Origin of the sequence: Finegoldia sp., assembly GCF_046991905.1 — a bacterium.
In the GTDB taxonomy this organism is placed as follows: Bacteria; Bacillota; Clostridia; order Tissierellales; family Peptoniphilaceae; genus Finegoldia.
This window is the reverse complement of record NZ_JBKWZF010000004.1, coordinates 21304-48027: the sequence shown is the minus strand read 5'-3', so window position 1 is coordinate 48027 and position 26724 is coordinate 21304. Positions and strand designations below refer to the sequence as shown.

The window sequence follows — 26724 nt, the reverse complement described above, 5'->3', positions numbered from 1 at the left end:
TTATTCTCCCAAATCGATTATTTTATCTGCAAATTCGTCGACCAATTGTCTAGCGTGACTCACAACTACAAGTGTGATGTCGTTGTGTTTGCAATAATCCAAGATATTTTTCATCATATCAAATGCAGTCTTATTATCCAACGCACTTGTCGGCTCATCCAATAACAAAACCTCAGGATCTAAGCTAAGTGCAATAGCCAAGAACACCCTTTGCTTTTCTCCTCCGGAAAGTTTCTCAACATTGAGGTTCAAATCGACATCGAAGTTTGTAATTCTGAGAAATGTAGCAATCTCTTCGTCAGTTAATTCTTCTAAATCGCGTAGCTTGTAAAACTCATGGAAATTCTCTCTTATAGTCATATCAAACAAGAAATTTTCCTGGGAAGTCATTATGATGTTTCTTCTCAATTCAACTGGTTTGATATTCAAAATATTTTTATCTTTGTAGAAAATTCTACCCGATTTCATTTGTAATGTGTTGTTGATAAGTTTGAGAAGAGTGGATTTGCCACTTCCACTCTTACCCACAACGAAAACTACTTCGTTTTTATCTATAGCAAAATCATCGTACTCTTTGATGAATTTAACATTTTCAAATCTCAAAATTTCCATCTAAAATTCCAGTTGCTCCTTGAGTGACGCCTTGAATTTTTCGAGAATTTTCTTCTCCATTCTGCTGACAGTCATTTGCGAAATATCCAATTCCTCAGCAATCACGATTTGTGTTTTCTTATCAAAATATCTTCCAAGAAGAATTTTCTTTTCAACTTCGTTCAAATCCTCCATGCATCTGTTAATCAAATCTCTATTTTCAAACTGCAACATGTCCTTGTCTTCTTCTCCAATCAAATCGCTAAGATTAGTATCCCTGTCATCACTTGATTGGTCGATCGATTGATCCAATGATTGTGGAGCGTACACTTTTGCCCCTTCCAACACTTCCAACACTTCTTCGTTTGATATCGACAAATAATCTGCGATGTCTTCAACTGTTGGTGATTTTTGCATTGTTTGTGCAAGGTGTGTCTTGGCTGTTGCAACCTTTTTGTTTAGTTCTTGAATACGGCGTGGAACTCTGATGACCCAGCCTTTGTCCCTGAAATATTTTTTTATTTCTCCGACTATTGTAGGAGTTGCATAGGAGGAGAATTCGTAGCCTTTTGATGGATCGTAACGGTCAATCGCAAGGATTAGTCCGATACATGCGACTTGGTACAAATCATCGTATTCGATTCCCCTTCCTGTGTATTTTTTTGCCAATATTTCAGCGATATACAGGTTTTTTTCAACGAGAGTATCCCTTATTTTCTTATCTCGTGTTTCTTGGAATTTCAAGAATAATTCTTTAATATTCTCCTGTTCTTCTTTACTAATTGATTTATTCGCCATAATATTATTTCCTATTCTTGATTACTTTTATCTCACTTCCATTGATTTCGTATTCATCCATTAATGATTGGATAATCATTTCTGATATTTCGTCCTTTTCGTTGTTTTCACGTGGATTAAATCCATCTAATTTGAAGATTAATTGCATGTTATCATCTTCAATAATCATAGTACAGTCTATGATTTCGGATCTGTTTCTTTGCAAATTTAAGCATTCAGTCGCACACAATTTGATGTCTTCAATATCATCCAACGAAAATCCACACTTCATCGCTACGAATGAAGATGAAAGTCTTATAAGAGATACATTTTCCTTTTCATTTTGAAAACTTAATCTGAATTCTTCCATTATATCTCCTTTATCACGAAAATCTTGTCCATTTCTGTTATCGTGAACACTTTATTGACGTGTTTTTTGATGTTGTCAATGTAGATTTTGTGGTTATTGTCTCTTATTTCATTGTACACTTTAATCAAAGCTCCAAGTCCTGTTGAATCTATAAATGAAAGATCTGTCGCTTCAATTCTGATGTCTTTTGGGTTTTTCTTGTATTCTTCTAGTAAATCATCTCTGAATTCGTCGCAAGTATTGATATCCAAATCGCCTTGAATTCTTACAATTATCTCGTCTTTTGTGACTATATCGTAGTTTAATTGCATAAATTTTTCTCCTTATTCTTCAAAATACTTGGCTACTGCTACTATGGCATCTTCGCCTTTGTCAGTGTTTTTCAACAATACACCAGATGTATTTCTTGAAAGTGTAGATATTCCTTCTGCTTTTATTCTGATAACCTCAGCTTTTTTGCTAATCAAAAGTATCTCATCTTCGTTTTTCAATGCCTTAGCACACGCTACATCTCCTGTTTTCTTGGCGATTTTGTAAGTTCTGATTCCCTTTCCACCTCTGTTTTGAGTAGTGTAGTTGGATAATTCAGTCTTCTTACCGTAACCATTTTCACTGATTACTGCCAAGAATTCATTGTCTTTTACCAAATCAAATGAAATAACTTCGTCGTCTTTGTTAAGTGTGATAGCCTTAACTCCGATTGCATTTCTGGATAAATCTCTTAGTTGATCCACATTAAATTGCAAGCTCATACCTTTTTTAGTGACGATAATCACATTTTCATTCTTTTCGACAAGTTTTACATCGATTAATTCGTCACCTTCATCGAATTTGATTGCGATTATACCAGTTTTTCTGATATTTTCGTAGAGACTTAGTGAAGTCTTCTTGACCTTACCATTTTTAGTAATGAATATTATAAATTGGTCGTCTTCCTTGTCCTTATCCAATGCCAATACTTGTGTTACATTTTCATCGGCATCGATTTGGATTAAGTTAATGATGTTGGAACCTCTTGCTGTACGGCTTGCTTCTGGCACTTCGTACGCTTTTAATGAGTAAACTTTTCCTTTATTAGTGAAGAACAACAAATCTTGGTGAGTTGTAGTTGCGAACATATCCTTTATGAAATCTCCGTCTTTCATTCCCATTGCATTCACACCACGTCCACCTCTGTGTTGAACTTTGTATGCATCTGTGGAAATTCGTTTGATGTAGCCTTTGTTAGTGATAGTGATGAACATGTCTTCTTCTTCCAAAAGTTCTTCTTCTTCAAAATCACCTTCATCTCTTAGGATTTTAGTTCTTCTATCGTCGGAGTATTTTGTTTTGATTTCTGTCAATTCTTCTTTGATTATGTTCAAAAGCAAATGTCTGTTATTCAAAATTTCTGTCAATTTTTCAATCAAAGCAGTCAATTCGTCAAATTCAGATTGTAGCTTTTCTTTTTCCAAACCTTGTAGTCTTTTAAGTCTCATGTCCAAAATCGCTTGGGCTTGGATTTCTGAAAAATCAAATCTTTGCATCAATTTTTCAAGCGCATCATCATAACTTGTTCTGATAATGTGGATGATTTCATCGATGTTGTCGATGGCTTTCAACAATCCTTCTACAATGTGAATTCTCGCCTTCGCCTTGTTCAAATCAAATTGCGTTCTTCTTCTAACCACGATTTCTTGGTGAACAAGATAGTGGTCTATTAATTGTTTCAAATTCAAAACTTTTGGAACGCCATTTACAAGTGCAAGGTTGATTATTCCGAATGTAGTTTGCATTTGAGTGTATTTGTATAAGTTGTTAAGCACGATATTCGGATTGGCATCTCTTTTTGTTTCGATGACAATTCTCATACCTTTTCTGTCTGATTCGTCTCTCAAATCGCTGATGCCTTCTAATTTTTTTTGTTTTACAAGGTCTGCGATTTTTTTGATTAGGTTGGATTTGTTAACTTGGTATGGAATTTCTGTGACGATGATTTTGTATCGTCCTTTTGATTCTTCAATTCTAGCTTCTGCTCTAAGTCTAACTTTTCCACGTCCAGTTGTGTATGCTTTTTTGACTTCTTCAAGTCCCATGATATTTCCACCAGTTGGAAAATCAGGAGCCTTGATGTGTTTCATCAATTCTTCTATTGTAATATTTGGATTGTCGATTGATGCGATTAATGAATCTATAGTTTCACCTAAGTTGTGTGGAGCCATATTTGTCGCCATACCAACAGCGATTCCACTGGATCCATTTACGATTAAGTTAGGAAATCTAGATGGAAGTACAACTGGTTCTTGTTCTTCACCATCGTAGTTGTCTTGGAAATCAACTGTGTCTTTGTTGATGTCACGTAACATTTCAAGTGATAGCTTTGCCATACGCAACTCTGTGTAACGAGGTGCGGCAGCTCCATCACCGTCTATCGAACCGAAGTTACCTTGACCATCTACAAGCGGATATCTCATGTTGAAATCTTGTGCAAGTCTTACAACTGCATCGTAGATTGCGCTGTCACCATGAGGGTGATATTTACCCATTACTTCCCCTACAAGTCTTGCGGACTTGGAGTATTTTCTATCTGGGAACAACCCTTGTTGTTGCATTCCGTAAATTATACGTCTGTGAACAGGTTTTAATCCGTCTCTTACATCTGGAAGTGCACGTGATACAATTACACTCATAGAATAATCCAAATATGCACTTTCCATTTCTTTTTTCAAATCAGCTGGTTTTATATTGATTTTTCTTTCTGTCATATTATTCTCCTAAGCGTCAATGTTTTGTGCATAAACAGCATTTTGTTCTATAAATTCTCTTCTTGGTTCTACGTTATCTCCCATCAAAACATCGAATGTATTGTCAAGTTCGTTTTCATCTTCTCCGTCGATTTGAACTTTGATTAAAACTCTGTGTTCAGGATTCATAGTAGTTTCCCACAATTGTTCTGCGTTCATTTCACCAAGACCTTTGTATCTTTGAACCTTGATGTTACTTCTTTCGCCGTATTTTTCCAAAGCTTCTTCCAATTCTTTATCTGTGTAGCAATATTCCATTACCTTAACACCTTTGATAATTCCGTAAAGTGGTGGTTGTGCGATGTACACGTGACCTTTTTCCACTAATGGTTTCATAAATCTGTATAAGAATGTTAAAAGAAGTGTTCTAATGTGCGCTCCGTCGACATCGGCATCGGTCATTATTACGATTTTGCCGTAACGAAGTTTACTTATGTCGAAGTTTTTTCCGATTCCCGTTCCAAACGCAGTAATCATCGCTTTGATTTCTTCTGAATTTAGAACTCTTTCAAGGTGAGCTTTTTCGACATTCAAGATTTTACCTCTCAATGGCAAAATAGCTTGGAATTTGTTGTCCCTGCCACCTTTTGCAGAACCACCGGCAGAATCCCCTTCGACAAGGAAGATTTCGTTGTGTTCAATGTCTGAGCTTTGGCAATCGGCAAGTTTTCCTGGAAGAGTTGTGTTATCAAGGACTGATTTCTTACGAACTAAATCCCTCGCACGTCTTGCGGCAAGTCTTGCTTTTTGTGATGCCAATGCTTTTTGTATAATTGTCTTGACGATTTTTGGATTTTCTTCAAAATAAAAACTCAAATGTTCGTACACAACGCTGTCCACAACAGTTCTAGCTTCGGAATTACCCAATTTTCCTTTTGTTTGTCCTTCAAATTGTGGGTTGTTAAGTTTTACTGAAACAACAGCAGTGATACCTTCTCTGACATCATCACCCGACAAATTATCGTCTTTTTCTTTTAATATATTTTTGTTTCTTGCATAATCGTTAAGAGCACGAGTTAGTGCAGATTTAAATCCTACAACATGTGTTCCGCCGTCTACTGTTTTGATATTATTAGTAAAAGAAACTATAGTTTCGTTGTAGCTTTCAGTGTATTGCATAGCTATTTCAACTTTTGTAGTTTCTTTTTCCCCTTCAATGTACATGACTTCGTGATCCAAAGGCTTTTTGGATTTGTTGATGTATTCCACAAAAGATTTAATCCCACCTTCGTAGTGGAATAATTCCTTGTAGCCTTCTCTTTCATCAGCAAATTCTATCTTCACGCCCTTGTTCAAAAACGCCATTTCTCTGAATCTTTTAGTAAGGACATTTTTGTCGAAATTCAACGTTTCAAAAATCGTATCGTCTGGCAAAAATTCAATCGTCGTTCCAGTTCCTCTTACATTTTCTTTTATAACAGTAAGTTCTGTAACAGTTTTTCCTTTTTCAAATCTTTGTTCGTACATTTTGCCATTTCTTTTGACTCTGGCAATAAGATATGTACTTAAAGCATTAACACAACTTACACCAACACCGTGAAGACCACCTGAGTATTGGTAAGCGTCGTTTGAAAATTTACCACCAGCGTGAAGCACCGTAAGTACAGTTTCTAGCGTTGATTTTCCTGTTTTTGGGTGTGTTTCCACGGGAATACCAGAACCGTCATCTTCAACTATGATGGAGTTGTCTTTTTTAATAGTAACCTTAATCAAATCACAAACGCCAGCCAACGCCTCGTCTATCGAGTTGTCGACAACTTCGTAGACCAAATGGTGTAGACCTTTTTCATCTGTAGAACCAATATACATCCCTGGTCTTACACGAACCGGTTCCAATCCTTCTAATACTGTAATCTGATCTGCAGTATATTCTCTGTTTTTCTTCATTATATTCCTTTCATAAAGTTATTCATCAAATAAGTACCACTGATATTTGACTTGTAAACTCCTCTATTAGTTATGACTATAGACCTAATAGCTATGTTATCATCTTCATTAATAAATTCTACATTCTTAGTATATTCCAAATCATTCTTACTGAAATCATCGAAAAACTTATCAGAAACATTCACTATAACTATAATCTCATTTTCATCAATTAATCGGTTGTTGCCAATATCCAAATACATATCATTCACCTATTTTAATCGTATACAAACCTTCTGGCGCTCTTTCTGAAGTAGTCAGAAAAGCCTGAAAATCCTTGATGTATCTGATGATGTAGTTAATCCTGTAATCGTCAAGTTCACTAAACACATCGTCTAACAAAATAATTGGCAATCTATCATTATAAAATCTACTCAAATCCAATTGTGCAAGCTTCATCGATAAAATAGCCGTTCTCACCTGAGCTTGGGATGCAAAATACTTAGCCGACTTATCGTTAATTGTAATATCCAAATCATCTCGATGGATACCTAAATTAGTTTGCTTGTTCTCCAAGTCCTTGTCCAAACTATCCCTCAAACTCTTGTAATAAGTGTTCTTTTGGTCTGTCATATCCTCTACATATTCTATCGAAAAATTATTGTTCATGTCCAGCTTATCATTATCATCGCTCAAATTTAAGCACACATTTTTTGCGATAAGCTGTAGTCTTTTCACATAACTTTTTCTCTTGTGCATAATGTATGAGCCCGTGTCAGATAATTGAATATTCAAAGCCTTCAACTGTTCATTAAAATACGAATTATACCTGTGGTTTTTGATAAGCTTGTTTCTCTCATCCAACACTTGATTGTACTGTTTCAAAACAGTCCTGTAATAATTGTCCACACCACTAATGGACTCATCCAAGAATTTTCTTCTCAACGACTTCGATTCTTTTATAATCTTCAAATCGTCAGGCTTAAACACAATACACTCAAAATACTCGTTGTATTCTTTGATAGTATTCACAAAAGCTTCATTCACATTGAGTATCTTTTCGTTATTTTTAATAGTTATATCAATCTTATCCTCAAAACCATCATCGTACACATCCATAACAATACGAGCCTCATTTTCACCGAACTTAATCAAATGAGAGTTGGTATTGGTTTTGAAACTTTTTCCCTTCAAAGCTACATTAATAGCTTCCAAAATATTAGTCTTACCCGAGGCATTTCTGCCTACAATTAGATTCAGACCATCACAAAAATCCAATTCTATTTCACAGAAATTCCTGTAATTATATAATTTTAATTTTTGAACGATCATTATTCGACTACGTACTTCTCTCCTTCAAATTCAACTTCATCTCCTGGATAAAGCTTTTTGCCACGTCTAGTTTCAATCTCTCCATTCACCTTAACCATGGATTCTTTAATAAGCTCCTTAGCCATTCCACCAGTTTGTGCGATGGATGCAAACTTCAAAAACTGTTCCAATTTTATAAACTCAGATTCAATCTTAACACTAATCATTATTACCTCCTGCAAGTTTAACCGGAAGAACAAGATAAGTATAATTAGAATCATTCAAAGGCTTAAACACCATAGGTCTCAGACTTCCACTCATATTCAAAGTAATATCGTCATCATCAATAACCTTCAAACCATCTAACAAATACTTCGCATTAAAAGCAATCTTCAAATCTTCTCCACCGATTTCGCATCTAACATACTCATCCACCTTACCAATATCAGTATTAGATGAAATATGAAGCTCATTTCCCGAAAAATCAAGCTTAACCAAGTTCGCCTTGTCCTCTTTTGCCATAAGAGAAGCTCTTTCCAAAGCCATTTGCAAAGCCCTCTTTTCTATAGTAACAACAGTTGAGAAATCTTGTTTCATAACTTGATTGTAGTCGATGTATTGACCGTCAATCAGTCTCGAATACACATCAGTATTTTCCAATTTGAAAATAATATTGCCAGTAATGATGTTCACAGTGATTTCTCCCTCTTCCAAAATCTTGTAGACCTCATTCAAAGCTCTCGCTGGAACTATAGCCTTCATTTCAAAATCACTGACATTACTCATACAATTCAAAGAAACCCTGTAACCATCCAATGCAACAAACTCAATTCTGTCATTCATAATATTGAACAAAACACCCGTTAAATCAGGTCTTGTTTGATCCATACTAGTTGCAAAAGATGTTTTTCTGATGGAATCTTTAAGTTCAGATTGTTCCAAAGTCAACTTCACATCCTTATCTATATAAGGAAGAGATGGAAATTCGTTTGAATCTTGACCTTGAATGTTAAATTCTGTAGACAAACATTTGATGTTGATGTTATTGTCGTCTACTTCTATATAGATATCATCGTCTGGAAGTTTTCTAATGATATTACCTATCATTGATGAATTAATTACGATTTGTCCCTTTTCGTAGATTTCGCAATTTGCTCTCGTATCCACAATAAGTTCCAAATCAGTCGCAACAAGTCTTAGACAGTTTTCTTCAGCAATGAACAAAATTCCCTCTAATATTTGAATAGTTGTCCTAGAAGACACTGCTTTTTGGGCAATATTGATATGTTTGAGTAATTCTTTTTGAGATATTTTTAATTTCATATTTTACCTTTCGTTTATACAAATAATAATAATAGTTAGTAATAGTAGTAGTAGGACTGTTTGTATTGTGGATAACTGCCTTTTGTCTGTAAATTCTGATGTTTAATCTATTGATAACGATGTGTATATGATTGGCACAAACTGTGCTACTATCAACATTATCAACATTTCACAAATTTATTTTAACACGTTAAAGTTATCAACAACTTATCCACATAGTTATAAATACTAAAATGTGGATAGAAATCTTTAAAATAAACTTATCCACAATCCTAAAGTTTAATAAATTAAGAATTTTGAATGTAATTGATTAAATTCTCAATTTCTTCATCAAATTCAGAATTTTTCTTGATATCATTCTCAATCTTCTTGATTCCGTGCATTACAGTAGAGTGGTCTTTGCCAAAACTCGAAGCAATACTAACCAATGAAATATCCAATAATTTTCTAGACACATACATCGCTATTTGTCTAGGATATGCGATTTGTTTGGAACGTTTCTTAGAAAGCAAATCATCTTGAGTTACATTGTACCTATCACACACACTATCAATGATTAAATCTATAGTTACAGGTCTCAGTTGAGTTTCTGCTATGAGTTGCTTTAGAACATTTTTCGCCAAATCCAATGTAATGTTGCCATCTCCTATAAGAGTTTTTTGACCTACGACATTCATTACAGCCCCCTCCAACTCACGAATATTGCTTTTGACATTCATAGCTATATAATCGATAATTTCAGGCGGAAGCGATGTGTTATTTCTATCCAAATATTCATTAACAATAGCCACACGCGTTTCGTAATCAGGTGGTTGAATGTCTGCCATCAATCCCCACTCAAAACGTGACACCAATCTCTCTTCTAGTGTTTTAATCTCTTTTGGAGGTCTATCACTAGAAAGTATGATTTGCTTATTGTGGTTGTACAATTCGTTGAATGTGTGGAAAAACTCCTCTTGTGTACCTTGTTTTCCAGCTATGAATTGGATATCGTCGATTAGAAGCACATCGATGTTTCTGTATTTTTCTCTAAATTGTGAATTCTTTTTCGTAGACTTATCTCCTATTGAAGATATAAGCTCGTTGGTAAATGATTCACTTGTAGTGTAAATAACTCTTGCTTTTGGGTTATTTTTAAGTATTTCATGAGCAATAGCATGCATCAAGTGAGTCTTACCCAACCCCGCCTTTCCATGAATAAACAATGGATTGTAAGCTGTAGCAGGATTTTGTGCGACTGCAAGAGCTGCTGCTAGTGCTAGTTCGTTGTTTTTCCCTTTTACAAATGTATCAAACTTGTATTTGCTGATCAAATTCTTTCCGTAAAGGTAATCATCTTTTGGTTCTGGTTGTTGTATTACAGGTGTTTGTTTGTCTTCAACGGTGTAATTTTCTTGTGATACATCTTCATTTACAAGGATGGATCGTTGCCCATCTATGTTTTGGTTTTGAATTATATTTTCTTCTTTGTAGTTATCCATTTCGTAACGGTCGATGATGACTACTTTTCTCTTGACATTACTGATGAAATCCAAGTATTTTTGGATGTCGTCGTAGTATTTGTTATAGATTGTTTTTTTGGTAAATCTATTTGGAGAAAGCAAAATAAATTCAGTATTTGTTAAATAAAGAGGTTTTAATGGAGCAATCCACGTGTTGAAGTTCAGATCTGACATTTCCTGTTTAAATGTGTTAGAAATTTTTAACCAGAGTTCGTCTTTGTCGGTCATTTTTCACCTCGTTTTTTTACTTATCAACATTCTTATCCACAAAATGCTAAGTTATCCACATTAAATAAACAGCTATTTTTCTAAATAAACAAAAAAAATTTATAATTTATTCACATTCGGACAACTTATCCACATTAATTTATAGAAAAATAATTGTGGATATTAAATTAGAATATACAGCAAATTCATGAAGTTGTACAACAAGAATTCACATATTATCCACAACTTATCCACAATTTGTTAATAAATGCGTACTTTTCATACTTTTTTATACTATAATTATAGCAAATCATACCTTTTATTACAAATTTATTGGATTTTTTAGTAAATGGTTTTGATTTTGAAAAAACTTATCCCCAAATTGCGTTTAATATTTTAAATTTAAATTGAAATGTGGATAAAAGTTATCCACAAATTTTTGGAGTTTTGGGATGTGTAAAAAAACACCAACATTTTTTATGTTGGTGCTCGTTACAAAAATATATTTTAAGTTTTGTTATTATGTGTCTGTTTTTGATTTAATCTTTATTTATTTCCTATGAACATTGTTTCTTGTATGAATTCTTTTATTTTAAGTCCATAACCCCATTTTTTCGCGTATGGGTCTGTTACTTCCTCACTTTTTGCGAAGAAGTTTGTGAATCCTGCTTTTTTAATGATTTCTTTTACATCTTCTTCCAGAAGAGCTCCACCAACTCATGAGCCATATATATTATCTAATGATAATATATCATCGTTTAATTGTTTTTTGAGTGTAATGTCACTGATTATGAACATTCCATTTGGTTTAAGGATTCGATGGATTTCTTCGTATACTTTTTGTTTGTTAGGTTCAAGGTTGATTACACAGTTACTGATGATTTTGTCTATTGAGTTGTCCTCAAATGGCATGTCGATGAGTTCTCCTTGAACAAATTCAATGTTTTTGAATCCTTTTTTATCTCTTACTTTACTAGCTTTTTGTATCATAGACTCTAGCCTATCCATTCCATAAATTGTGTTGGAATTGGGATATGTTATTCTTGCCATGAATACATCTAATCCCATTCCACACCCCAAATCTAGTAGTGTGTCGGTGTCTTTTAATACTAGGTTATCAAGTGGATTTCCACAAGATAGTCCTGATGACACTTCTTCAGGGATTTTTTCTAGTAATTTAGGATCGTAACCTAAGGAGTTGTATAGGTCGATTGAGCTAACTTCTGTGCTTGTCTTACCTGTTGCGATGTTGTCGTAAAAGTTTGTAACTTGTTCTCTGATTTGTTCGTCTGTATATTTTTTACTCATTTATTGTCCTTTCTTTAAAATCTTATAACTTCGTGATGTCTATTAATAGATTAGCTAGATTGTGACATTGTTTTTCTGATATTTTATAGTATGTCCACTTCCCAACTTGTCTGGATTGGATTATTTGTGATTTTGTCAGTATTTTCATATGATAAGATAATCCTGATTGCGTTAAGTTCAATTTTTCTAAAAGTACACATGCACATTGCTCTCCATTTTGTAGCAATTGTAAAATATCTATTCTTTTTTCATCACTTAAAGCTTTGAATGTATCTGCTATTTGTTTATTGTTCATTTTGTTACCTCACATCAAATATTTTTGATATGTATATTATATCATTTTCGTACTGATACATCAAATATTTTTGATATGAGTTTGTTCAAATACTTTTGTCTTTTTGTTCGCATTTGTCAACAAAAAAGCTTGACAATTGACATATTGGTAAGTATAATTGGAGTAGTGTTTTTATAGGCAAAAGTCCTTATATTTTATACTAGGAGGTGCGATTGATGAAAAGAACTTATCAACCAAATAACAGAAAAAGAAAAAAAGACCACGGATTTAGAAATAGAATGGCTACTAGAGGTGGAAGAGCTGTTTTAAAGGCTAGAAGAAGAAAAGGTAGAAAAGTATTATCAGCTTAGGTCACATTCATTGTGGCCTTTAATTTATTATGGATAAAAGTGTAAGGTTAAGAGATAACAGGGAATACAATGTTGTCTACAAGAGGGGAAAGACTTATTATAATAGAAACTTCTCTTTGGTAGTGTACAATTCAAAAAAAGGAACTCGAATCGGATTCTCTGTTACTAAAAAGTACGGCAATGCCGTTGAAAGAAACAGAATCAAGAGGAAACTGAGAGAGATTGTAAGGCTTAATTTCTCTGAGTTTGACAAGGGCTTGGATATGGTTATTATCCCGAAGAAAAACACTGAAGACTTAACTTACAAACAGCTAGAATCTGCATTATTGCACGTTTGTAGAAAGGCATCGAATAAAAAATGTCGAAAGTGATGATATTTTTAATCAAATTCTACCAAAAAGCTATATCGCCGTATTTGGGGCATGGAAAGTGCAAATACTATCCAACATGTTCACAATATGCGTTGGAGGCTTTCAGAAAAAAGCCTTTTTTTAAGGCGTTAGGGCTTACTATTTGGCGAATTTTAAGATGTAATCCATTTTCAAAAGGCGGATATGACCCACTAAAATAAAAAGGAGTTGTAGAATTGCAAATAATTGCAAATGTATTTGGAACTATTCTTAGGTTCATATATGAAAACATCTCACATGTGATGGCTGAACCTAAAAGTATATCGTATTTTGCGATATCAATTCTTTTATTAACACTTATTTATAAGCTTATAACTCTTCCGGTAACTATTCATACGCAAAAAACTCAAGAACAAAATGCTTTGATGCAACCGGAAATGAAGGAAATTCAAAGAAAATACAAGAACGACCCACAAACTCAACAATTAAAGATGCAAGAATTATACAAGAAGTATAATTTCAATCCTTTAAGTGGTTGTTTGCCAATTATCTTACAAATGGTTTTGGTTTTGGCATTATTTAGAGTAATGAGAGAACCAGGAAAGTACATGTTTGATAATGTGTCTAAGATTAATGAGATCGCTCGTAATTTCTTCTGGATACCTGATTTGACTAAACCAGATCCAGTATTGTTTGGATTGCCTTTAATAAATGCTTTCACTCAATTTTTAGTAGCAAAGATCAGTATGCCTACTAATAACAAGGATAAGAAGTCAAATGAACCTGATCAAATGGAAATGATGAACAAATCAATGATTTATTTCATGCCGATATTTATGTTCTTCATTTCAAGCAAATACGCTTCAGGTTTGATTCTTTATTGGGGATTTTCTAACGTTTTAGAAGTTATAATAAGGTTAATAATTAAAAATAAAGACAAAAAAGATGTTGCGGAGGAAGTTAGATGAGAAGCACAGTAGTTAGTGCGAAGACTGTTGAAGAATGTGTCAATAAAGCTTTGGATAAGCTTCAAGCTAATAGAAACGAAGTTAACATCGAAGTTATAAATGAAGCTAAACAAGGTTTTTTAGGCTTGTTCGGAGCAAAAGACGCTGTCGTTAGGGTGTCACTAAAAGACGATGTTAAAGAAAAGGGAACAGGCGATTTTGTGAAGAATATCCTAAACTCTGACTCTAACTCAGTTGAAACAGAACAAAAAGAAGATACTAAAGTTATAGAAGATAAGAAAATTGTAGAAGAAGTTGAGAAAACAGAACCTACAGAAGCTGATAATGAAGAAATCGTAGAAGAATCAGTAGAACCAGCAAAACCAGTAGAAGCTGAAGAAGTTGTAAAATCTGAAGAAACTGAAGAAGAACAAGATAATGAACCTGATGTTACTATTGATAGAAACGACGAACTTTTCATCACTAGCAAGAATTTCTTGAAACAAATGATAGAAGATATGGGAATTGATTGCGATATCGAATCTAGAACTGAAGGTAATATGATTAAGTTCAATATTTTATGTTCACAAGAATCTGATATCGGAATTATCATAGGAAAAAGGGGAGAAACATTAGATTCTCTTCAATATATCGTAAACTTGGTTACTAATAGAAATGCAGACACTTATATAAGAGTTATTTTGGATTGCAACCAATACAGATCAAAAAGAGAAATATCTCTTCAAAAATTAGCTAGAAGATTAGCTGATAAGGCTGTTCAAACAGGAAGAGATATCAAGCTTGAACCTATGAATCCATACGAAAGAAGAATCATTCACACTTATCTTCAAAACGATGAAAAAGTGAATACATTCTCTCAAGGCAATGAGCCTAATAGAAGAGTTATTATTAAAAGAAAATAAATTACAAGACTACATATCTTAGGTATGTGGTCTTTTTTTTGGGGAGTGCAAGAAATAAAGTTGACAACAAATTTTTTATGATTTATCCTAAGAAAAGGAAAGTGGTGATTATCATGACAATTTATAAATAGATTTTAGAGAAAAAAATAATCTCTGAAATCGTTAACGAAAATTATTTGAAGAAAATAGGCTAAATATAATCAAATATTATTAGTCAAGTACAAGTTTTAAGAATGTTATATAAATTTCAGAGGGTAATATGATAAAAAACAATGTTAAGAAGAAAAATCTTATTTTATATTTTGTTGCGATAGTTCTCACATGGACAGAGGCTTTGGTGAATCCTGTAATAGTATCATTGATTATAAAATCATTTGAGAATAAAGACACAGTATTTTTGATGAAAGCACTTGTGTTTGGGATTTTGTGTGGAATTATAATGCTTATAGGTGATAGTGGAAAGAGACTTTACTATTCGTATGTAATAGCTGATTTTAGAGAATCTTTTAAGTTAAAAGTGTTCAATCATTTTTTAAAAAGTGAAAATCATATCGATAATGATATTGTCAGCAGTATAGAAAAGGATTCAAGTCAAATTGAAAACAACTACATTGAACCAACGGTAATTATTATATCGTCGATTGGTTTTACAGGTGTTTCCATCATTTATGCACTAACAAGAAATTTCCTTTTGGGAATGCTTTTTATAGTATTCTACAGCATTCCAGCGCTTATGAGTAATTATGGGAGTAATAGATTAGATAATAAATCTGAAGAATTATCAAAAGCTGATGATGCTTTTATGAATAAATTACAAGACATCAAAAATGGAAGAAGCATCATCAAAATTTACAATGTATCCGACTTTTTCATTAATTTGTATCACAAATATTTAAAGCAAGATGTTTATACTTATAAGGGATATGAAATTATACGAACAAAAAACAACATTGTGATTAATTTGGTTGATATAGTATGTTCTATGATTCCTCTTATTCTTGGAGGATATTTGAGTTTTAATGGTAAAATATCGTCAAGCGTATTCATCAGTGTTTACTTAGTTAGTTATAATATAGGATATCAGTTCCAAGAACTTGCATATTTTAATAATACACGTTCATCATCAAAGTATCTCTTAAAAAAGTACGACTACATTTATCAAGATATTGATAATGTAAAAATAAATCTTAATGATGAAGTTTTTCCAATTGCTTTTGATAATTTGAGTTTTTCGTATGATGATAAAGATATTATTAATGATTTTAATTTTAAGATAGAAAAGGGTGACAAGGTCGCAATTATAGGAGAAAGTGGTTGTGGTAAAAGTACGTTATTGAATTTAATATTTAATAATTTAACAGCATCTAAAGGAAGGATTATGTTTAATAAAAAGGAATTATCAACCGCTGAGATCAGGAGTTTTACAAGCTTTATATCACAAGAAAGTTATGTTTTTAATCTTAATTTAGAAGATAACATTACTTTAGGAGATAATGATAGAAATTTAGAAAAATTAAATGGAATAATTGATAAGCTACAGATAAATCATCTTAAATCCAAAGTTTTATCCAATGATAGTTTGTCAGGAGGAGAAAGACAAAGGGTAGAAATTGCAAGAGCAATGTACCACGACAGAAAATTAATTTTAGCAGATGAAATAAAGTCTAATTTGGATAAGAAAAATAGAGAAATAATAGATGATATTATATTCTCTTCAAAAAATACAGTAATAGAAGTAATTCATCAATATGGTAACGAAACTTTAAAAAAATACGATAAAGTTATAGATATGAGGTAAATAACGGGCTTATAACTTCAATATAGTGAAGTTGTAGGCTCTTATTTTATTTGTAATCTTTTTGTATGATATAATATAATATTGCTATAAAGAATGAAAGGATAGACTAAATATGGACGATTGTATTGCAGCTATTAGCTCTGCTACTGGTGAAGCGGGAATTGGCATTGTTCGAATGACTGGAGAGGGTTGTGTGAATGTGCTTGATTCTATGTTCAAAAGGGCAAATGATAATGCTGATTTAATAAATAGAAAAATGACTTATGGCCACATTGTTGACGATAATGAGATCGTCGATGAGGTCTTGGTTTGTTATATGAAGGCTCCTCACACTTACACTCGTGAGGATGTCGTGGAGATTTATACTCACGGTGGGGTTGTCGCTGTGAGAAAGGTGTTGGAAGTTCTGTTAAACAACGGTGCAAGGCTTGCTGAGGCAGGTGAGTTCACTAAGAGGGCTTTCTTGAACGGTAGGATTGATTTGTCTCAAGCTGAGGCGATTATCGATATGATTAAGGCGAAGACTGACAAGGCGTACTCTGTGAGTATGAAACAGTTGGAGGGTAGTGTTAACAGAAATATCAAACAGTTGAGAGACCAATTGTTGGATATGCTATCTCATGTGGAGTATTCTATTAATTTTACTGAAGATATGCAGGACGAATTGGACAATACTCCTGTTTTGAACGAGGGCAAGGAAGTTTTGGATAAGCTTAAAAAGCTTTCTGAGAGTGCAAACAGAGGTAGAATTATCAGAGATGGTATCAATACTACGATAATTGGCAAGCCAAATGTAGGCAAATCTTCTTTGTTGAATGCTTTGTTGAAGGAAAACAGGGCTATTGTTACGGATATTCCAGGAACTACTCGTGATGTCATCGAAGAATACATCGATTTGGACGGGATAAGTCTGAAGATTAATGATACTGCTGGTATTAGGGATACTGAGGATATCGTGGAGAAAATCGGTGTTGAAAAATCTGTGTCTTTTATTTCTGATTCGGATTTGATTATTGCGATTTTTGATTCTTCGAGAGAGTTTGACGATGAAGATAGGAAGATTTTGGATCTTATTCGAGATAAAAAGTCGATTGTTTTGTTAAACAAGATTGATTTGGATGGTGGATTTGATTTCGATGAAAACTTGGAAGGAATCGAGGTTATTCACACTTCAATCAAAAACAACGAGGGTATCGAGGATTTAGAAAACAAGATTATAGAGATGTTTAATGATGGATATATTGAAGCTAATAACGACAATATTATTACTAACATTAGACATAGAGATATTATTAACAAAGCTATTAAATCTTTGGAGAGTTCTCTACACGATATGGAAGCTGGCGTTCCTATCGATTGTTTCGAGGTTGATTTGAGAAATGCTTGGGAAATTCTAGGCGAAATCACTGGAGAAACTGTGGATGACGATGTATTGAATAAGATTTTTAGCGATTTTTGTATAGGAAAATAAAATGGATAGATTATATTATGAAAATCCCTACGATGTCGTGGTTGTAGGCGCAGGTCACGCTGGTTGCGAGGCTGCTCTTGCCACAGCTAGGTTGGGATTAAAGACTGCGATTATGAGTATTAGTTTGGATTCGGTGGCTGATTTGCCTTGTAACCCAAACATCGGTGGCACTGGTAAGGGTCACTTGGTGAAGGAAGTTGACGCATTGGGAGGGGAAATGGGTCTTGTTATCGACAAGACTTACATTCAATCTCGAATGTTGAACACTTCCAAGGGCCCTGCAGTTCACTCATTGAGGGTTCAAGCAGACAAGAGAAAATATCACGATGAGATGAAAAGCGTGTTGGAAAACACAGAAAACTTGGATTTGATTGAGGCTGAAGTCGTGGATATTGGTGTTGAAGACAACAAAATAAAATCCGTAACTACTGCACAGGGAGCGATTTTCCCAACAAGAGCTGTGATTCTTGCGACTGGGACATACCTCAAAGGACTTGTGATGATGGGAGAATACACTTATGAATCTGGTCCTCACGGTATGAAATCATCTAAGAAATTGTCAGATTCTTTGAAAAATTTGGGGATTGAGCTTAGAAGGTTTAAGACTGGTACTCCTGCGAGAGTTCACAAGGACAGTTTGAACTACGAAGTGATGACTGTGCAACCTGGTGATGACGATGTTATTCCTTTTTCTTTTTTGAATGACGGAAAAGATATTTCAAAGAAGCAAGAAAACTGCTATTTGACCTACACTACACTTAAAACAAAACAAATTATTGAGGATAATTTGGAGAGATCTCCGATGTATGCAGGTATTGTGAAGGGTGTGGGGCCACGTTATTGTCCTTCGATTGAAGACAAAATCGTGAGATTTCCCGACCGTGATGAGCATCAAGTATTTGTGGAACCTGAAGGTTTGAGTACGAAGGAAATGTACATTCAAGGTGTGTCATCGACTCTTCCAGAAGAGGTGCAAAAAGAAATGTACAAGACAATCATTGGTTTCGAAAACGTGAGATTTATGAGAAGTGCGTACGGAATTGAATATGATTGCATCGATCCTACTATATTAAAGAGAACTTTGGAACATTTGGAAATCAATAATTTGTTCTTTGCAGGACAAATCAACGGATCCAGTGGATATGAGGAAGCTGCCGGTCAAGGAATTATCGCTGGAATCAATGCTGCTATGAATTTGCTTGGCAAAGAGCCATTTGTATTGGACAGATCTGATGCTTACATTGGCGTATTGATAGATGATTTGGTAACCAAAGGAACTAACGAACCTTACAGAATGATGACTAGCAGATGCGAGTACCGTTTGACTTTGAGACAAGACAACGCTGATTTGAGACTTACTGAAAGAGCACACGAGATAGGGCTTGCGACAGATGAAAGATACGAGAAAATGCTTCACAAGAAGGAGACGATTGACGAGGAAATCGAAAGATTGAAGTCAATAATGGTGACTCCAACAGAAGAAACCAACGAAAAACTTAGAGAACTTGGGTCATCTGAACTTAAAACAGGCATAACTTTGTTGGATTTAATCAAAAGACCAGAATTAACTTACGATAAAACAGAAGAATTTGACGTTGATAGACCAGAACTGCCTAGATATTTGAGACTACAAGTGGAAACTCACATCAAATACGAAGGCTACATTGCAAAACAAATGAGCCAAATCAAGCAATTTAAAAAGCTTGAAAACAGAAAACTAGATATGATTGAAGATTACAAGGAAGTTATGGGACTTTCCAATGAAGCTGTACAAAAACTTAATGACATCAAACCAGAATCGTTGGGTCAAGCGAGTCGAATTAGCGGTGTAAGTCCTTCTGACATCAACGTTTTATTGATTTATATGGAAACGAGGAAGAAATAATGTCACTAAAAGAAACATTGAACGATTACGAAATACAATTGGATGATAATCAAATAGATTTGCTGTTAAAATACATGGATTTGGTGTTGGAAAAGAACAAAGTAATGAATTTGACTGCAATCACTGAAGAAGAAATGTTTCACGTGAAACATTTTGTGGATTCCTTGTATGTGTTGAATTTGTTCGATTTTGAAGAAAACAAAACTATAATTGATGTGGGAACTGGTGCAGGATTTCCGGCTATTCCAATAAAAATAGCGAGAAATGATTTGAAGTTCACATTGCTCGACAGTTTGAGAAAAAGAGTTGATTTCTTGAAGGATGTTATAGATGAACTACAACTTACAAACATCAAAGCAGTCCACGAAAGAGCAGAAGAATGCACAAGAACTGCTGAATACAGAGAACAATACGACTACTGTATATCACGAGCAGTGTCAAAGCTTGATACGTTGGCTGAGTTCTGTTTACCATTTGTAAAAGTTGGAGGATACATGATAGCCATGAAGGGCAAATCCGACGAAACAGACGTAGGAGAGAACGCAATCAAAATCCTCGGTGGTAAAATAGAACAAACTATTGACTACAAAATAGATGACGAGGATAGAAGCTTGGTTGTCATCAAGAAAATCAAAGAAACTCCGAAGAAATACCCACGAGGTGGCGGCAAACCAAAGAAAAACCCACTATAACAAAGAAAATTTAAGTTAAAAATACTTAACAATGATAAGCAGAAAACCGAATTTAATATATAGACAGGGACAAGTTTACTGTAATTGCTAAAAGTAGAAGAACAATTTTGCACGAATATCTAGACTCCATAAATTGGTGATTTTTAAATCTCGAACCACTAAAATCCAAAACTCGAGCTAAAGCTCTCAAACAGTTGGATTTTTGACGTGGTTCTTCGATGTAAAATCACAGCAATTTATTACGTATGATATTCTTAGCAAAAATGTAGTCTACTTTTTTGTTTCGCTAGATTTACGAAGAAAAAGGAACAAGTAGTAGTATTTATGGAATTTTGATTGCTACTAGAGATGGAGGAAAATACTTCACAATGATAAGCAGAAAACTGAATTGACAATTAAGAGGGACAATATTATAGTAATTGCTAAAAGTAGAAGAACATTTTTGCACGAATATCTAGACTCCATAAATTGGTGATTTGTAAATCTCGAACCACTAAAATCCAAAACTCGAGCTAAAACTCTCAAACAGTTGGATTTTTGACGTGGTTCTTCGATGTAAAATCACAACAATTTATTACGTATGATATTCTTAGCGAAAATGTATTCTACTTTTTTGTTTCGCTAGATTTAAGAAAAAAGAGTAGAAATAATATTGTTCATGGGATTTTGATTGCTAAGGGAGGGAAAAAGATGTTTTTCTATTTTTGAATCAAAATGTTTCACGTGAAACATTTTTATGAAAATTTCATTAGTGATATAATTTAATTGTAAATCGAAGAAAAAAAACGACGCTCTGAGAGGCGTTTTAACAGGCGAAAATAAAATATAGGTAATAAACTATGGAGGACAAATGAAAGTTCAAATAATAGCCGTTGGGACGGAATTACTGCTAGGTGACACTTTGGACACGAATTCCAACTACATTTCTATTAAAATTAGAGAGCTTGGGTTTGATTTGTACAAGAGAGTTGTGGTTGGCGATAATTACAACAGATTGTACAAAGAAATACAAGAAGGTTTGAAAGAAAATGATCTGATTATAACTACTGGTGGTTTAGGACCGACTGAAGATGACATTACGAAAAAATGCTGCTGTGATTGTCTTGGCAAGGAAATGGTGCTTAACCAAAAAAGCTATGAAAAAATGAAACGTTATTTCAATAATGATGAAAAAGCGATAAGAGCCAATCTACAACAATGTATGTTTCCAGAAGATGCGATTGTTTTTGAAAACTTCAATGGAACTGCTGACTGTGCGATGATTGAAAATAACGGCAAAAGAATACTGTTTCTACCAGGGCCACCGGCTGAGATGAAGCCTATTTTTGAAGAACAAGTGCAAAAAGTTCTGGAGCAATTCGCAACAGACTGTATTATTTCTGAAACATTGAATGTTTCGATACTGGGCGAATGGGACATGAATGAAAGAGTGAAAGATATCATCGAATCATCAAACAATCCAACCGTTGCTCCGTATTTCAAAAAGGATAAAAGGATACTTAGAATAACTGCAAAAGCATGTGACAGACAAACTGCTCTTAAGATGATTGCTAAAAAGAAACAAGAACTTCTAGATAGACTTGGCGTGTACGTATTCGGAGAAAATGATGAAACAATCGAAGAATCAGTCTACAAGATGTTGAAAGAATACGATTTGTCGATTATGACATCAGAATCCATTACAGGTGGTATGATTGCATCTAAGCTTGTGAATGTGTCTGGAGTTAGCGATTATTTGAGAAAGTCATTGGTGGTGTATTCTAATGAAGCAAAGATAGATTTGCTTGGTGTTAAGGCTGAAACTATAGACACATACGGTGTTGTTAGTGAAAATGTTGCGTTTGAGATGGTTGAGAGGATGTTTGAAAAGTTTGGAGTTGACTGTGCGATATCTACGACAGGTTATGCGTCAGGAGAAAATGCTGGGCTTGTATATGTTGGACTTGGATACAAAAACACGATAAAAACCCTAAAATTACAGCTTCACGGAGAACGAAACAAAATAAGAAACAGAGTTTCAAATCGTGCTTTGGCAGAGCTGAGACTTATGATTTTAGAAAATGTTTCACGTGAAACATTTTAAATCTTTTGAAACATCTTAAAACACTTTTTGTGCTATAATAAAAGATGAAAGGAGCTGTAAATTTGAAAACAATATGTGTATTTAATCAAAAAGGTGGGGTAGGTAAGACTACTACCGTCGTTAATTTGTCGGCAGCTCTTGGTTTGAAAGGGAAAAAAGTGCTTGTAGTGGATTTGGATCCACAAGGTAACACGACTTCAGGCTTTGGAATTAATAAGTTTGAGCTTCAAAAAAGCATTTACGATTTGATGGTTCATGACGATTTTGATGAGGATTTTATTATCATAACTGAAGAAAAAAACGTGGATATAATCCCAGCAACATCTGATTTGTCAGGGGTTGAGGTGGAACTTATAAACACTGATGATAAAGAAAAAGTGTTATCTAATATACTTTCTAATGTAAGTGGATATGATTTTTGTTTTATAGATTGCCCTCCTTCATTGGGGACTTTGTCTATTAATGCCCTTGTAGCGGCGAATTCTGTTCTTATACCTATTCAATGCGAGTTTTATGCGCTTGAAGGGGTGAGTCAACTTATGAACACTATTAATTTGGTTAGAAGTTCGCTGAACGAAAATCTTGAAATAGAAGGTATTGTTATGAGTATGTTTGATGGTAGAAATAATCTTAGTTTGGAAGTGGTAGAAGAGGTCAAGAAATACTTCAAAGATAAGGTGTTTACGACTATGATACCGCGTAATATAAGGTTAGCAGAAGCTCCAAGCTATGGAATGAGTGCGTTATCTTACGACAAAAATTCCAAAGGATCTATTGCTTATATGAGACTAGCGGAGGAATTTTTATAATGGTTAGAAAAAAAGGATTAGGAAGAGGCTTAGACGCTTTAATACCACAAAATATTATTGAAACGACAAGTTCTGATTCGATTACTAGTGTCGAATTATCTAAAATAATTAGAAGAGAAGATCAACCAAGAACACATTTCGAAAAAGACAAAATACGAGAGTTGGCTAATTCTATCAAGGAATACGGTGTTATTTCGCCGATTATCGTCAGAAAAAAGGACGACAAGTACGAAATAATCGCCGGAGAAAGAAGGTTTTTGGCAAGCTTAGAGGCTGGATTATCTGAAATTCCAGTCATTATTAAGGAAATGGAAGATAGTGAGGTCGCAGAAGTTTCCTTGATTGAAAACATTCAACGTGAGGATTTGAACGCTGTTGAAGAAGCGATAGCATACAAAAACTTGATGGATAACTATTCTTTGACACAAAAAGAATTGGCAGATAAATTATCCAAATCAAGATCATATATAGCGAATACTTTGAGGCTGTTGAACTTGGATGATTTGTCACTGGAACACTTGAAAAAAGGAGACATCACATCATCACAAGCTAGAAGTTTACTTGCAATTGACGATATGAAAAAGAGAAAAGCGTTGTTGGATAAGCTATTATCCAAGAAGACAAATGTCAGAGAAATTGAAAAAGTGTCCAAGGAAACGGACCCATTTTTAATGGATATACAAAACAGATTCTTGGAGAAATTCTCTACAAAGGTTAGGATTAAGCCGAAAAGAAAAGGCGGAAGTATAGAGATAGAATATCTATCAAATGAAGATTTAGAAAGGATTATGGAGATATTAGAGCTATGATGTTTATGGATCAAACTTTAGAAGAATTTATTAAAAATGTAAATTCAAAGGAACTTCCTGGTGGGGGTTCTATTAGTGCATTGACAGCGCTTTTGGGAGTAGGTATTGGAAACATGAGTTTTTATCTAACTGAAGACAAAAAAGTCTTCAAAGCCTTAGATGAGAAAACTCAACAAGAAATAAGAGGACATGTAGACAGACTTTCAGAAATCATCGAAGAATTGAAGGAAAAAATGGTTGAAGACACTAAAAGCTTCGACTCAGTTCTTCAAGCATACAAGCTTCCTAAGGAAACTGACGAAGAAAAAGCTTACAGAAAGAAAATGATAGCAGATGGTTATGTTATTGCTACTGAATCTCCAATGTCTTCTGCGAGAATTATGATGGAAGCTATGGAGCTTATAAAACAAATCGCAAAATATATCGATAAATATGCAATAACAGACCTTTTAGCAAGTGCATATTTATTACAATCTAGTATGAAATCAGTTATGCTTAATGCCAAAATCAACATGAAACAACTTGGTGATGCATCAGCTGTTTCAGAAGAAATCACAGCATTAGAAGACAAATCAGAAGTTTTATTGAGAGAAATCGAAGAAATATCATTCAAGAAAATAGGAGAAGTATAATGGCTTATTTCGATAATGCTGCAACGAGTTTTCCAAAACCAGAGATAGTTTACGAAAAACTCAACGAAGCTACGAGAGAGTTTGCCGCAAATCCTGGTAGAAGTGGGCATAAGTTGTCTTTGAAAATGGATAGGGCGATTTTCAATTCTAGAATGAACATCGCTGAATTTATCGGCGGCACAAATCCACTTAATTTGATTTTCACGTTGAATTGTACTGACAGCTTGAACATCGCTATCAAAGGTCTTGTTAAAAAAGGAGACCACGTTATCACGACTTCTTTGGAACACAATTCAGTTCTTAGACCTCTTCACAAAATGCAAGAAGATGGATTTATCGATTTGACTGTTGTGTACGCAGATGAACGTGGGATTTTGGATGTTAAAAAGGTTGAAGAAGCCATCACCGACAAGACCAGAGTTTGTGTGACGACTGCCATGAGCAATTTGACAGGAACTATAGTCGATTTCTGTAAAATCGGAGAAATCATGCATTCCCACGGAATTTTGTATATCGTTGACGCTGCACAAGCTATGGGTTATTTGGATTTTGATATGAAAAATATGCCGATTGATGTGTTGTGTTTTCCGGGACACAAATCTTTGTTTGGTCCGATGGGAACAGGCGGCTTATATATAAAAGAAGGAATTGATGTCAAGAGTTTGAAACAAGGTGGAACTGGATCTCATTCACAAGATTTAGAGCAACCTGACGAATATCCCGACAGATTAGAATCGGGAACTATCAACGGACCTGCGATTTACGCGTTGTCTGCAGGGGTTGATTTTATCAAGCAAGAAGGACTTGAAAACATCAGAAACCACGAAAACAAACTCAAAAACAGATTTATTGATAGTTTGAAGGACGAAAAGGGTATAATACTTTACGGAAGTTTGGATGAAAACCAAGGTCCTGTCGTGCCTGTAAATGTCGAAGGAATAGGCTCCAGCCAATTAGCATACATCTTAGATGACAAATACGATATTGCGACAAGAGCAGGAATTCACTGTGCGCCACTTGCTCACAAGACAATTCACACACAAGATATTGGTGCGGTAAGATTTTCATTTGGACATTTCAACACAGAAGAAGAAGTTGACAAAGCTATCGAAGCTTTGAAGGAAATCAACAGAGGAGACAAAGATGGGGCAATTTAATGCGTTGAACACAATATTGATAGTTCTTTTGGTGTTTGTGGCATTAGTTTCCATAATCAATTTCCGTAAAATCAACATCGTCAACAAAAAAGTAAACCGTGTCAAAAGAAGATACGATGCGCTTTTTAGGGCACAAGATGGAGATATCGAAGATATTTTGAATCAAAATTCACTGGATATCATTGCGAATAAAAACAAGCTAGAAGAATTGGAAAAAACATTAGAATCCGTAGAGAATTTGCAAGCTATATCACTACAAAAAGTAGGGCTTGTGAATTACGATGCGTTTGAATATTTGACAAACAAACTGTCGTATTCACTATGTTTGTTGGATGCAAACGACAACGGGCTCATCATAACTTCGATTTTCGGAAGAGAGCAATCTACAAATTATATAAAAATCATAACAAACGCTAAATGTAGCGAGAAACTAAGCGACGAGGAAAATGAAGCTTTGAAGAAAGCTTTAAAATAAAACATGTAAT

The 26724-nt window shown here is 34.3% G+C and carries 28 protein-coding genes; 15 read left to right on the top strand and 13 right to left on the bottom strand.

Translation table 11 applies throughout. The annotated features are described in order from the left end of the window. The 13 genes from ACLUJM_RS03115 to ACLUJM_RS03055 all read right to left on the bottom strand — a co-directional run bounded on the left by ACLUJM_RS03115 (position 1) and on the right by ACLUJM_RS03055 (position 12333). A complete protein-coding gene (locus ACLUJM_RS03115) occupies positions 1–612 on the bottom strand; it encodes an ABC transporter ATP-binding protein (protein ID WP_278735266.1) in 612 nt (203 codons plus the stop codon). Continuing rightward, positions 613–1389 (bottom strand): SigB/SigF/SigG family RNA polymerase sigma factor, encoded by a 777-nt coding sequence (locus ACLUJM_RS03110; RefSeq protein WP_294685471.1) that lies wholly within the window; start codon positions 1387–1389, stop codon positions 613–615. It lies immediately after the preceding gene. A gap of 4 nt (positions 1390–1393) precedes the next feature. Further along, complete coding sequence (locus ACLUJM_RS03105; protein WP_294685472.1) at positions 1394–1738, bottom strand: anti-sigma factor; 345 nt, start codon at positions 1736–1738, stop codon at positions 1394–1396. Further along, complete coding sequence (locus ACLUJM_RS03100; protein ID WP_294685473.1) at positions 1738–2049, bottom strand: STAS domain-containing protein; 312 nt, start codon at positions 2047–2049, stop codon at positions 1738–1740. The genes ACLUJM_RS03105 and ACLUJM_RS03100 overlap by 1 nt, the downstream gene beginning before the upstream one ends. Positions 2050–2061: 12 nt before the next feature. After that, complete coding sequence (gene gyrA, locus ACLUJM_RS03095; RefSeq protein WP_412412120.1) at positions 2062–4482, bottom strand: DNA gyrase subunit A; 2421 nt, start codon at positions 4480–4482, stop codon at positions 2062–2064. Between the two features lie 9 nt (positions 4483–4491). Continuing rightward, entirely contained in the window at positions 4492–6408 is a 1917-nt protein-coding gene (gyrB, locus tag ACLUJM_RS03090) for a DNA topoisomerase (ATP-hydrolyzing) subunit B (protein ID WP_294685475.1), read from the bottom strand. Continuing rightward, complete coding sequence (locus tag ACLUJM_RS03085) at positions 6408–6650, bottom strand: DUF370 domain-containing protein (RefSeq protein WP_294685477.1); 243 nt, start codon at positions 6648–6650, stop codon at positions 6408–6410. The genes gyrB and ACLUJM_RS03085 overlap by 1 nt, the downstream gene beginning before the upstream one ends. Before the next feature lies 1 nt (position 6651). Beyond that, positions 6652–7719, bottom strand: a complete 1068-nt coding sequence (gene recF / locus ACLUJM_RS03080) for a DNA replication/repair protein RecF (RefSeq protein WP_412412118.1) — start codon at positions 7717–7719, stop codon at positions 6652–6654. Beyond that, positions 7719–7925, bottom strand: a complete 207-nt coding sequence (gene yaaA, locus ACLUJM_RS03075; protein ID WP_308577455.1) for a S4 domain-containing protein YaaA — start codon at positions 7923–7925, stop codon at positions 7719–7721. Before yaaA ends, recF begins: the two co-directional genes overlap by 1 nt. Next, positions 7918–9021, bottom strand: a complete 1104-nt coding sequence (gene dnaN, locus ACLUJM_RS03070) for a DNA polymerase III subunit beta (RefSeq protein WP_294685481.1) — start codon at positions 9019–9021, stop codon at positions 7918–7920. The genes yaaA and dnaN overlap by 8 nt, the downstream gene beginning before the upstream one ends. A 287-nt stretch (positions 9022–9308) precedes the next feature. Continuing rightward, entirely contained in the window at positions 9309–10751 is a 1443-nt protein-coding gene (dnaA, locus tag ACLUJM_RS03065; RefSeq protein WP_308577453.1) for a chromosomal replication initiator protein DnaA, read from the bottom strand. A gap of 696 nt (positions 10752–11447) precedes the next feature. Beyond that, entirely contained in the window at positions 11448–12038 is a 591-nt protein-coding gene (locus ACLUJM_RS03060; protein WP_412412117.1) for a methyltransferase domain-containing protein, read from the bottom strand. Positions 12039–12060: 22 nt separating this feature from the next. Beyond that, positions 12061–12333: an ArsR/SmtB family transcription factor gene (locus tag ACLUJM_RS03055; RefSeq protein WP_412412116.1), complete on the bottom strand. Its 273-nt coding sequence runs from the start codon at positions 12331–12333 to the stop codon at positions 12061–12063. 215 nt (positions 12334–12548) lie between these two features. Between ACLUJM_RS03055 and rpmH the strand changes: the two genes are divergently transcribed. The 15 genes from rpmH (at position 12549) to ACLUJM_RS02980 (ending at position 26714) form a co-directional block, all read left to right on the top strand. Beyond that, positions 12549–12683 carry a 50S ribosomal protein L34 gene (gene rpmH, locus ACLUJM_RS03050; protein ID WP_002835948.1) on the top strand — a complete coding sequence of 45 codons (135 nt, stop codon included), beginning with the start codon at positions 12549–12551 and terminating at the stop codon, positions 12681–12683. Positions 12684–12712: 29 nt separating this feature from the next. Next, the gene (gene rnpA, locus ACLUJM_RS03045; protein WP_002835949.1) at positions 12713–13054 is read left to right on the top strand and encodes a ribonuclease P protein component; all 342 of its coding nucleotides are present in this window, start codon (positions 12713–12715) and stop codon (positions 13052–13054) included. Further along, on the top strand, positions 13042–13254 hold the full coding sequence (gene yidD, locus ACLUJM_RS03040; protein WP_094206476.1) for a membrane protein insertion efficiency factor YidD: 213 nt from the start codon (positions 13042–13044) through the stop codon (positions 13252–13254). The genes rnpA and yidD overlap by 13 nt, the downstream gene beginning before the upstream one ends. A gap of 15 nt (positions 13255–13269) precedes the next feature. Continuing rightward, the gene (locus ACLUJM_RS03035) at positions 13270–14001 is read left to right on the top strand and encodes a YidC/Oxa1 family membrane protein insertase (protein WP_094207867.1); all 732 of its coding nucleotides are present in this window, start codon (positions 13270–13272) and stop codon (positions 13999–14001) included. Continuing rightward, a complete protein-coding gene (jag, locus tag ACLUJM_RS03030; protein WP_294685485.1) occupies positions 13998–14903 on the top strand; it encodes an RNA-binding cell elongation regulator Jag/EloR in 906 nt (301 codons plus the stop codon). Before ACLUJM_RS03035 ends, jag begins: the two co-directional genes overlap by 4 nt. A gap of 259 nt (positions 14904–15162) precedes the next feature. After that, positions 15163–16701: an ABC transporter ATP-binding protein gene (locus ACLUJM_RS03025; RefSeq protein ID WP_294685486.1), complete on the top strand. Its 1539-nt coding sequence runs from the start codon at positions 15163–15165 to the stop codon at positions 16699–16701. A 112-nt stretch (positions 16702–16813) separates the two neighbouring features. After that, a complete protein-coding gene (gene mnmE, locus ACLUJM_RS03020; RefSeq protein ID WP_294685487.1) occupies positions 16814–18172 on the top strand; it encodes a tRNA uridine-5-carboxymethylaminomethyl(34) synthesis GTPase MnmE in 1359 nt (452 codons plus the stop codon). 1 nt (position 18173) lies between these two features. Further along, positions 18174–20057: a tRNA uridine-5-carboxymethylaminomethyl(34) synthesis enzyme MnmG gene (mnmG, locus tag ACLUJM_RS03015; RefSeq protein ID WP_412412114.1), complete on the top strand. Its 1884-nt coding sequence runs from the start codon at positions 18174–18176 to the stop codon at positions 20055–20057. Beyond that, a complete protein-coding gene (rsmG, locus tag ACLUJM_RS03010; RefSeq protein ID WP_412412113.1) occupies positions 20057–20749 on the top strand; it encodes a 16S rRNA (guanine(527)-N(7))-methyltransferase RsmG in 693 nt (230 codons plus the stop codon). Before mnmG ends, rsmG begins: the two co-directional genes overlap by 1 nt. 850 nt (positions 20750–21599) lie before the next feature. Next, entirely contained in the window at positions 21600–22832 is a 1233-nt protein-coding gene (locus tag ACLUJM_RS03005) for a competence/damage-inducible protein A (RefSeq protein ID WP_412412112.1), read from the top strand. 62 nt (positions 22833–22894) lie between these two features. Continuing rightward, positions 22895–23641: a ParA family protein gene (locus ACLUJM_RS03000; RefSeq protein WP_412412110.1), complete on the top strand. Its 747-nt coding sequence runs from the start codon at positions 22895–22897 to the stop codon at positions 23639–23641. Continuing rightward, positions 23641–24450: a ParB/RepB/Spo0J family partition protein gene (locus tag ACLUJM_RS02995; protein ID WP_412412108.1), complete on the top strand. Its 810-nt coding sequence runs from the start codon at positions 23641–23643 to the stop codon at positions 24448–24450. The genes ACLUJM_RS03000 and ACLUJM_RS02995 overlap by 1 nt, the downstream gene beginning before the upstream one ends. Beyond that, positions 24447–25082 (top strand): cyclodeaminase/cyclohydrolase family protein, encoded by a 636-nt coding sequence (locus ACLUJM_RS02990; RefSeq protein WP_294684761.1) that lies wholly within the window; start codon positions 24447–24449, stop codon positions 25080–25082. Before ACLUJM_RS02995 ends, ACLUJM_RS02990 begins: the two co-directional genes overlap by 4 nt. Beyond that, positions 25082–26239, top strand: a complete 1158-nt coding sequence (locus ACLUJM_RS02985) for an aminotransferase class V-fold PLP-dependent enzyme (protein ID WP_412412106.1) — start codon at positions 25082–25084, stop codon at positions 26237–26239. The genes ACLUJM_RS02990 and ACLUJM_RS02985 overlap by 1 nt, the downstream gene beginning before the upstream one ends. After that, complete coding sequence (locus ACLUJM_RS02980) at positions 26226–26714, top strand: DUF4446 family protein (RefSeq protein ID WP_412412105.1); 489 nt, start codon at positions 26226–26228, stop codon at positions 26712–26714. Before ACLUJM_RS02985 ends, ACLUJM_RS02980 begins: the two co-directional genes overlap by 14 nt. Positions 26715–26724: the final 10 nt, after the last annotated feature.

What these genes read in the sequence shown, in the direction of transcription:
- ACLUJM_RS02990 (WP_294684761.1), top strand. Translation starts at nt 24,447, where the DNA reads ATGATGTTTATGGATCAAACTTTAGAAGAATTTATTAAAAATGTAAAT.
- ACLUJM_RS02980 (WP_412412105.1), top strand. Translation starts at nt 26,226, where the DNA reads ATGGGGCAATTTAATGCGTTGAACACAATATTGATAGTTCTTTTGGTG.
- jag (WP_294685485.1), top strand. Translation starts at nt 13,998, where the DNA reads ATGAGAAGCACAGTAGTTAGTGCGAAGACTGTTGAAGAATGTGTCAAT.
- mnmG (WP_412412114.1), top strand. Translation starts at nt 18,174, where the DNA reads ATGGATAGATTATATTATGAAAATCCCTACGATGTCGTGGTTGTAGGC.
- ACLUJM_RS03100 (WP_294685473.1), bottom strand. Translation starts at nt 2,049, where the DNA reads ATGCAATTAAACTACGATATAGTCACAAAAGACGAGATAATTGTAAGA.
- gyrA (WP_412412120.1), bottom strand. Translation starts at nt 4,482, where the DNA reads ATGACAGAAAGAAAAATCAATATAAAACCAGCTGATTTGAAAAAAGAA.
- recF (WP_412412118.1), bottom strand. Translation starts at nt 7,719, where the DNA reads ATGATCGTTCAAAAATTAAAATTATATAATTACAGGAATTTCTGTGAA.
- rnpA (WP_002835949.1), top strand. Translation starts at nt 12,713, where the DNA reads ATGGATAAAAGTGTAAGGTTAAGAGATAACAGGGAATACAATGTTGTC.
- dnaN (WP_294685481.1), bottom strand. Translation starts at nt 9,021, where the DNA reads ATGAAATTAAAAATATCTCAAAAAGAATTACTCAAACATATCAATATT.
- ACLUJM_RS03085 (WP_294685477.1), bottom strand. Translation starts at nt 6,650, where the DNA reads ATGTATTTGGATATTGGCAACAACCGATTAATTGATGAAAATGAGATT.
- dnaA (WP_308577453.1), bottom strand. Translation starts at nt 10,751, where the DNA reads ATGACCGACAAAGACGAACTCTGGTTAAAAATTTCTAACACATTTAAA.
- ACLUJM_RS03055 (WP_412412116.1), bottom strand. Translation starts at nt 12,333, where the DNA reads ATGAACAATAAACAAATAGCAGATACATTCAAAGCTTTAAGTGATGAA.
- ACLUJM_RS03025 (WP_294685486.1), top strand. Translation starts at nt 15,163, where the DNA reads ATGATAAAAAACAATGTTAAGAAGAAAAATCTTATTTTATATTTTGTT.
- gyrB (WP_294685475.1), bottom strand. Translation starts at nt 6,408, where the DNA reads ATGAAGAAAAACAGAGAATATACTGCAGATCAGATTACAGTATTAGAA.
- yidD (WP_094206476.1), top strand. Translation starts at nt 13,042, where the DNA reads ATGTCGAAAGTGATGATATTTTTAATCAAATTCTACCAAAAAGCTATA.
- ACLUJM_RS02995 (WP_412412108.1), top strand. Translation starts at nt 23,641, where the DNA reads ATGGTTAGAAAAAAAGGATTAGGAAGAGGCTTAGACGCTTTAATACCA.
- ACLUJM_RS03105 (WP_294685472.1), bottom strand. Translation starts at nt 1,738, where the DNA reads ATGGAAGAATTCAGATTAAGTTTTCAAAATGAAAAGGAAAATGTATCT.
- ACLUJM_RS02985 (WP_412412106.1), top strand. Translation starts at nt 25,082, where the DNA reads ATGGCTTATTTCGATAATGCTGCAACGAGTTTTCCAAAACCAGAGATA.
- yaaA (WP_308577455.1), bottom strand. Translation starts at nt 7,925, where the DNA reads ATGATTAGTGTTAAGATTGAATCTGAGTTTATAAAATTGGAACAGTTT.
- rsmG (WP_412412113.1), top strand. Translation starts at nt 20,057, where the DNA reads ATGTCACTAAAAGAAACATTGAACGATTACGAAATACAATTGGATGAT.
- ACLUJM_RS03110 (WP_294685471.1), bottom strand. Translation starts at nt 1,389, where the DNA reads ATGGCGAATAAATCAATTAGTAAAGAAGAACAGGAGAATATTAAAGAA.
- ACLUJM_RS03115 (WP_278735266.1), bottom strand. Translation starts at nt 612, where the DNA reads ATGGAAATTTTGAGATTTGAAAATGTTAAATTCATCAAAGAGTACGAT.
- ACLUJM_RS03005 (WP_412412112.1), top strand. Translation starts at nt 21,600, where the DNA reads ATGAAAGTTCAAATAATAGCCGTTGGGACGGAATTACTGCTAGGTGAC.
- mnmE (WP_294685487.1), top strand. Translation starts at nt 16,814, where the DNA reads ATGGACGATTGTATTGCAGCTATTAGCTCTGCTACTGGTGAAGCGGGA.
- ACLUJM_RS03060 (WP_412412117.1), bottom strand. Translation starts at nt 12,038, where the DNA reads ATGAGTAAAAAATATACAGACGAACAAATCAGAGAACAAGTTACAAAC.
- rpmH (WP_002835948.1), top strand. Translation starts at nt 12,549, where the DNA reads ATGAAAAGAACTTATCAACCAAATAACAGAAAAAGAAAAAAAGACCAC.